The 6,650-nt window shown below is 67.5% G+C and carries 5 protein-coding genes, 1 pseudogene and 1 riboswitch; of the genes and pseudogenes, 2 read left to right on the top strand and 4 right to left on the bottom strand.

All coding sequences use genetic code 11. From position 1 onward, the window contains the following. The coding region (gene gyrB, locus ACLFOB_RS13635; RefSeq protein ID WP_410926432.1) for a DNA topoisomerase (ATP-hydrolyzing) subunit B at positions 1–2,298 on the top strand (2,298 nt) is incomplete at its 5' end. A gap of 394 nt (positions 2,299–2,692) precedes the next feature. Here gyrB and ACLFOB_RS13630 read toward each other — a convergent pair. From ACLFOB_RS13630 to thiM, 4 genes are read right to left on the bottom strand one after another with little or no spacing between them, the layout of a single operon-like run. Further along, positions 2,693–3,457: a 3-oxoacyl-ACP reductase gene (locus tag ACLFOB_RS13630; RefSeq protein WP_410926431.1), complete on the bottom strand. Its 765-nt coding sequence runs from the start codon at positions 3,455–3,457 to the stop codon at positions 2,693–2,695. Between the two features lie 2 nt (positions 3,458–3,459). Next, entirely contained in the window at positions 3,460–4,266 is an 807-nt protein-coding gene (gene thiD, locus ACLFOB_RS13625) for a bifunctional hydroxymethylpyrimidine kinase/phosphomethylpyrimidine kinase (protein ID WP_410926430.1), read from the bottom strand. Continuing rightward, entirely contained in the window at positions 4,263–4,871 is a 609-nt protein-coding gene (gene thiE / locus ACLFOB_RS13620; RefSeq protein WP_410926429.1) for a thiamine phosphate synthase, read from the bottom strand. The genes thiD and thiE overlap by 4 nt, the downstream gene beginning before the upstream one ends. Further along, positions 4,868–5,659, bottom strand: a complete 792-nt coding sequence (thiM, locus tag ACLFOB_RS13615) for a hydroxyethylthiazole kinase (protein WP_410917771.1) — start codon at positions 5,657–5,659, stop codon at positions 4,868–4,870. The genes thiE and thiM overlap by 4 nt, the downstream gene beginning before the upstream one ends. A gap of 44 nt (positions 5,660–5,703) precedes the next feature. Beyond that, a riboswitch (TPP riboswitch) is annotated at positions 5,704–5,799 on the bottom strand. 381 nt (positions 5,800–6,180) lie between these two features. Between thiM and ACLFOB_RS13610 the strand changes: the two are divergent. Continuing rightward, a pseudogene (locus ACLFOB_RS13610) lies at positions 6,181–6,312 on the top strand (ATP-binding protein); the annotation flags it as partial. Between the last annotated feature and the right edge of the window lie 338 nt (positions 6,313–6,650).

The raw sequence follows: 6,650 nt of genomic DNA, 5'->3' as shown, positions 1-6,650 counted from the left end.
GGCCTGCATCACATGGTCTACGAGGTCGTGGACAACGGCATCGACGAGGCGCTGGCCGGTCATGCCGACCATGTGCGCGTGAAGATCCACGCCGACGGCTCGGTCTCGGTCACCGACAACGGGCGCGGAATCCCGGTGGAGATCCACAAGGAAGAGGGCGTGAGCGCGGCAGAGGTCATCATGACCCAGCTGCACGCCGGCGGGAAGTTCGACCAGAACTCCTACAAGGTGTCGGGCGGTCTGCACGGTGTGGGCGTGTCGGTGGTCAACGCGCTTTCCGACTGGCTGGAATTGCGGGTCTGGCGGAACGGCAAGGCGTATTTCGCCCGCTTCGAGCGCGGCGAGACGGTCGAGCACCTGCGCGAGGTGGGCGACGCGCAGGGTCAGCAGGGCACCGAGGTGCGCTTTCTCGCCTCGCTCGATACCTTCTCGAACCTCGACTATTCCTTCGAGACGCTGGAGCGGCGGCTGCGCGAGCTGGCCTTCCTCAATTCCGGCGTCCGCATCATCCTCGAGGACGAGCGCCCGGCAGAGCCGGTGCGCACCGAACTCTTCTACGAGGGCGGCGTGCGGGAGTTCGTGAAATACCTCGACCGGCACAAGCATCCGCTGATGCCGGAACCCATCTACATGACGGGCGAGCGGGACGGCATCGGCGTGGAAATCGCGATGTGGTGGAACGACAGCTATCACGAGACGGTGCTGCCCTTCACCAACAACATCCCGCAGCGCGACGGCGGCACGCATCTGGCGGGCTTTCGCGGGGCGCTGACGCGCACGCTGACGCGCTATGCCGCCGACAGCGGTATCGCCAAGCGCGAAAAGGTCACCTTCACCGGCGACGACGCGCGCGAGGGGCTGACCTGCGTGCTTTCGGTCAAGGTGCCGGACCCCAAGTTCTCCAGCCAGACCAAGGACAAGCTGGTCAGCTCCGAAGTGCGGCCGGCGGTCGAAAGCATGATGACCGAAAAGCTTGCCCTGTGGTTCGAGGAACACCCGGCCGAGGCCAAGACCGTCGTCGGCAAGATCGTCGAGGCGGCGCTGGCGCGCGAGGCGGCGCGCAAGGCGCGCGAACTGACCCGGCGCAAGACGGCGATGGACGTCAACTACCTTGCCGGCAAGCTCAAGGACTGTTCGGAAAGGGACCCGTCGAAGTCCGAGCTTTTCCTCGTCGAGGGCGACAGCGCGGGCGGTTCGGCGCAGACGGGGCGCGACCGGCGCACGCAGGCCGTCCTGCCGCTGAGGGGCAAGATCCTGAACGTCGAGCGCGCGCGCTTCGACCGTATGCTGTCCAGCCAGGAGATCGGCAACCTTGTCATGGCGCTGGGCACCGGCATCGGGCGCGACGAGTTCGACCTGGGCAAGCTGCGCTACCACAAGATCGTCATCATGACGGACGCGGACGTGGACGGCGCGCATATCCGCACGCTGCTGCTCACCTTCTTCTACAGGCAGATGCCGGAGCTGATCGAGCACGGGCACCTCTTCATCGCGCAGCCGCCGCTCTACAAGGTCGCGCGCGGCAAGTCCGAGGTGTATCTCAAGGACGAGGCCGCGCTGACCGACTACCTGATCGACCAGGGCACCGATGGTGCCGTGCTGCAGCTGGGCTCGGGCGAGGAGATCGCGGGCCCCGACCTGACCCGCGTGGTGCAGGAGGCGCGGCATGTGCGCCGCATCCTCGATGCATTCCCCACCCACTACCCGCGGCACATCCTCGAACAGGCCGCCATCGCCGGCGCCTTCGAGGAGGGCAAGGCCGATGCCGACCTGCAGGGCTTGGCCGACCGCGTGGCCGAGCGGCTGGACCTGATCGCGCCCGAATACGAGCGCGGCTGGCAGGGGCGCCCGACGCAGGACAAGGGTCTGCGCCTCACCCGCGTGGTCCGTGGCGTCGAGGAGGTGCGCGTGATCGACGGGCAGGCGCTCCGCTCGGGCGAGGCACGCAAGCTCGGCGGCATGACCCGGCCCCTGCAGGACGTCTATCGCGCGCCTGCGCGGCTTGTCCGCAAGGAGCGGTTCACCGACATCCACGGCCCGCTGGGCCTGTTGCAGGCGATCCTCGAAGAGGGCGAAAAGGGTCTGTCGCTGCAACGCTACAAGGGGCTGGGCGAGATGAACCCCGACCAGCTGTGGGAGACGACGCTGGACCCCGAGGCGCGCACGCTGCTGCAGGTGCGGATCGAGGACATGGCCGAGGCGGACGACCTGTTCACCAAGCTGATGGGCGACGTGGTCGAACCCCGCCGCGAATTCATCCAGGAAAACGCACTGAGCGTCGCGAATCTCGATTTCTGACGCTGTGTAGGGACGCGGATATCGTTGCGCGGCGCGCGTAAAGATTCGTCAGCCCTTGTGCGCGCAGACGGATATTTGTCATGTTTTGGAGTATCTTAGGCGCATCCTTACGCGAACGTGTCACTGCTGTCCTGAAGCGTGATCGTTAGCCGGCTTCGATGGCAAGAGGAGAGGACGTGTCTCATGTCCGTTCCCTTTCCGCCCATTGCCCATGACGATCATTGTGCATGCTGCGCGCCCCTTGTCGCGAGAGACCGAAAATCGACGTCGAGGCCATTGCTCGGGACGCTCCTTGCCATCGTCTCGACAACCAGGGTGGACTACTGTCTTCCGCCGCAGATCAGAGCAATGGCCGCCAAGCGGGCAATTGGTGACACGAGCATGCTGCAGCTCGTCAGTCACACACCAGCCCGCCGTCGACCACCAGCGTCTGGCCGGTCACCGCGCCCGACCAGGGCGAGGCGAAAAACAGCACCGCGTCGGCCAGATCCTCGGGCGTGGTGACCCGGCCGAGGGGCGTCAGCCCGGCGATCATGTCGAACACCGCCTCGGGCGTCGCGGCACTGGCGTCGGTGGTGCGCAGCAGCCCGCCCGCAACCATGTTGACCCGCACCCCCAGCGGACCGAGGTCCTTCGAGGCGGTGCGCGTGAACGCCATGAGCGCGGCCTTGGCAGCCGTGTAGTCATGATAGGGCACCACGGGGTTCTGCACGAGGTTGGTGCCGACGGTCACGACGCTGCCGCCACCGGCCGCTTCGAAATGGGGGCGCATTGCCTGGATCGCGTGCAAGGCGCCGCCCACGGCAACCTCGGCCTGCCGCGCGATGTCGGACCATCGCAGCCTGTCGAGCTTGGCCCGGTCGTCCCCGTTGAACGAAAAATCCGCCAGTGCATTATGCACCAGTGTCGTGGGCGGGGCGAGCCGGTCAGCCACCTCCGCCACCATTGCGGCGACGGCCCCGGCATCCGTGACATCCGCCGCGAAAGCCATGGCGCGTGGACCAAGTTCTTCGGCCAAGGCCCGGGCCTCGGCCGCGCTGTTGCGGTAATTGATCGCAACGCGCGCGCCTTCGCGGGCAAATGCGCGGGCGATGGCGGCCCCAAGGCCGCGCCCCGCGCCGGTGATCAGGACGGTCTGGTCATCGAGTGCACGAACCATGGTCAGGACGCCTCCGGAAAAACTGCGTGGAAATGATGGACAGGGCCATGGCCCGACCCGACGGACAGATCGCCGGATCGCGCGATGGCCTCGGCGAGGTAGGATTTCGCCCGCGATGTGGCCTGGTTCAGGGGCAGGCCGCGGCCCAACTGCGTCGCCAGCGCCGAGGACAGGGTGCAGCCGGTGCCATGCGTGTTGCGCGAAGCATGGCGTGCGCCCTCGATCCATTGGGTTTCGGCCGCGCTCAGCACCAGATCGGGGCTGTCGCCGCCTGCAAGATGCCCACCTTTCAGCAGAACCGCCTGCGGCCCGAGGGCCAGCAACGCCTGTGCTTGCGCCTCCATCCCGGGGCGGTCTGTCGCCATCTCGGTGTCCAGCAGGTCGGCGGCCTCGGGCAGGTTCGGGGTGATGACCGAGGCACGCGGCAAAAGCCTGTCACGCAAGGTGGCCACGGCCTCGGCAGCCAACAGGCGGTCGCCGCCCTTGGCCACCATGACCGGGTCCAGAACGACGGGCGCGGTCAGCCCCGAGAGCGCCTCGGCCACCGCCTCGATGATCGCGGCGCTGCCCAGCATTCCGATCTTCACGGCGTCGATGCGGATGTCGTCGCGGATCGCTCCGATTTGCGCCACAACCATCTCGGGCGCGACCAGCGTCACCGCGCGCACCCCTTGGGTGTTCTGCGCCGTCAGAGCCGTGATCACGGCCATGCCATAGCCGCCATTGGCCGAGATCGCCTTGAGATCGGCCTGGATACCGGCGCCGCCCGACGGGTCGGAGCCTGCGATGGACAGGATATTGGGGATCATGCGGTCCTCCATGCGTCGACGAGGGCGCGTGTCGCCGCCTCGGGGTTCGGGACGCGGGTCACGGCCGAGACGACGGCCATGCCGGACGCCCCCGCCTGTTTCAGGGTTGCGATATCGCGCAGGGTCAGCCCGCCGATCGCGATGGTCGGCACCGGCGCGGCTGCAACGATCCGGGCAAGCCCCGCGGCCCCGATGGGCGCGGCGGCGTCGGGCTTGGTTGGCGTGGCGCGAAAGGGGCCCGCGCCGATATAGTCCACGCCGTCGGGGATGCGCCCACATTGCGCCACGGTCTCGACGGACAGCCCCAGCAGGGCGTCCGGCGCGATCCGGTCGCGGGCGCGCAGCGGGTCGCCATCGCCTTGCCCGATATGCAGGTCGGCGCCAGTGGCGCGCGCCACCTCGACCCGGTCGTTGACGAAGACGCGCACGCCCAGGGGCACAAGCGTTTCGATCAGCGCCTCGGCGAGACGGGCGACCTCGGCGTCGGCGGAGACCTTGTCGCGGATCTGCACGGCCCAAGCGCCGCCACGCGCGGCGGCCATGGCCTGATCGCGCACGGCAAGCGGCGCGTCGGGATCGGTCACGACGTAGACGGGACCGATCATGCCAGCCTCTCGATGCGGGCCGCGGCATCCAGCGCCTCAGGCGTCAGGTGATAGAGCGCATCGAGGAACGCCACCTGAAAGCTGCCCGGCCCTTGCGCCGTCCGGCCCGCGACCTCGCCCGCGATACCAAAGGCCGCCAGCGCCGCAACGGTGGCATCGAAACGCGGTTGTCCTGCGCAGAAGGCCGCGATGACCCCGTTGAGCGAGCAGCCCATGACGGTGATCCGGGCCATCATCGGATGGCCGTTTGCCACCCGCGCGGCGCGTGTGCCATCGGTGACGAAATCCACCGGGCCGGACACGGCGACCACGCCGCCGGTGCGCGATGCCAAGGCGCGCGCAGCCTCCTCGGCTGCGTCCACGCTGTCGCCGGCATCCACCCCGCGCGCGGCCCCGCCTAGGCCCGCCAGCGTCAGGATTTCCGAGGCGTTGCCGCGCACCACCGACGGCTTCAGGTCAAGCAGTCCGGCGGACAGATCCTGCCGAAACCGCGTGGCGGCCACGCCCACGGGGTCGAAGACCCAAGGGCGACCGGCCTCGACCATGACGGCGGCCGCATCGGACATCGCGGCGCCCCAGTCGGGATCGGCCGTACCGATATTGACGGTCAGGGCATGGGCCAGCGCGGCGAACTCGGCCGCTTCTTGGCGCGCATGCACCATGGCGGGCGATGCGCCGATGGCCAGAAGGACATTCGCCATCACGTTCATGGCGACGAAATTGGTGATGTTGTGAACGAGCGGCGTCTCTGCGCGCATGGCCGTCAGGGACGATCCTGGAGCCTGCATTGTGCCTCCTTTCCGACGGAGGCACCGCGGTAGGAATCCTCATCGGACCCGTCCCCGCAACTTCCTCCGCCGGCATGATCCGGGTCAGGTTCGAAGGGTGCTTCTCAGCCCGCGCATGACGGACGCCCCTGTTGCGAGGACAAAGCTTGCACAGGTCAGACTGGAACACAAGACAAGCCGACGTTCGCTGCCCTGCCCATGAGTGGCTGGTTTGGGCAGTCCCTGCGAGACGGCCCGGCTACTCAGATCTCGACCGCTTCCGATATCGCCAAGGCGTCCTCGAGCCCGACGCCGGGGTAGCGGACGGTGCCGTCCATCTTTTGTATGGCCGAGCAGAAGTTTAAGCGCCTGCAGGTTTCAGGGTTTGCGGTAGATCCGTGCGACCTTGGTCCAGCGCATGGAATCGGTGCCATATGAGCTCGACCCGAGGCCGATCGAGCTCACCCAACCGCTCGCAAGCCAGGCTTACTGGCGAACGAGACTGCGCCCTTCACCGTTTTCTCGTCCATGGTGCCTCATGTCTCGCCTTCGGGGAATGGCCTGGCGTCTCCGGCGTTGCGGATATGACGACCGCGCTGCTCGACAGCCTCACGCACCACTGCAATATCGTGGAGACAGGCCGCGAAGGCTGGCGCTTCAACAAGCGAGCATGAGCGCGGTGTCCCGCATACCCGCGAATGCCGTGGAACGCCTGAACCGCGTGATCGCAAGGCGATCAGGACGCGTGGCTCCTTCCCGTCCGAGGAGGCCGCCGAGAAGCTCATCTATCTGGCGATCCGCGGCCACGAGAAAACGTTCAGGACGGTCAGAGGCTGGCTGACAGCGGTGAACCGGTTCGCCATGCTGTTCGAGGACCGGTTCTCGCCGATGCGCGGCTAAGGGCGGTCAGATGGGAACCGGGCCGGCGGCCAGATACACGGAGTTCCCGACACTCCCCATCGACAACGAATAACGGCTTGGCTGCGGCAAGTGCAGGCGCCGCCATGTCGGA

This window comes from Rhodosalinus sp. (assembly GCF_046542825.1).
Classification (GTDB): Bacteria; Pseudomonadota; Alphaproteobacteria; order Rhodobacterales; family Rhodobacteraceae; genus Rhodosalinus.
The sequence above is the reverse complement of the archived record's forward strand: the minus strand, read 5'-3'. Positions and strand labels throughout refer to the sequence as shown.

Bases quoted from the DNA above. Each gene is read 5' to 3' on its own strand.
- thiD (WP_410926430.1), bottom strand. From the start codon at position 4,266: ATGATCCCCAATATCCTGTCCATCGCAGGCTCCGACCCGTCGGGCGGC.
- ACLFOB_RS13630 (WP_410926431.1), bottom strand. From the start codon at position 3,457: ATGGTTCGTGCACTCGATGACCAGACCGTCCTGATCACCGGCGCGGGG.
- thiE (WP_410926429.1), bottom strand. From the start codon at position 4,871: ATGATCGGTCCCGTCTACGTCGTGACCGATCCCGACGCGCCGCTTGCC.
- thiM (WP_410917771.1), bottom strand. From the start codon at position 5,659: ATGCAGGCTCCAGGATCGTCCCTGACGGCCATGCGCGCAGAGACGCCG.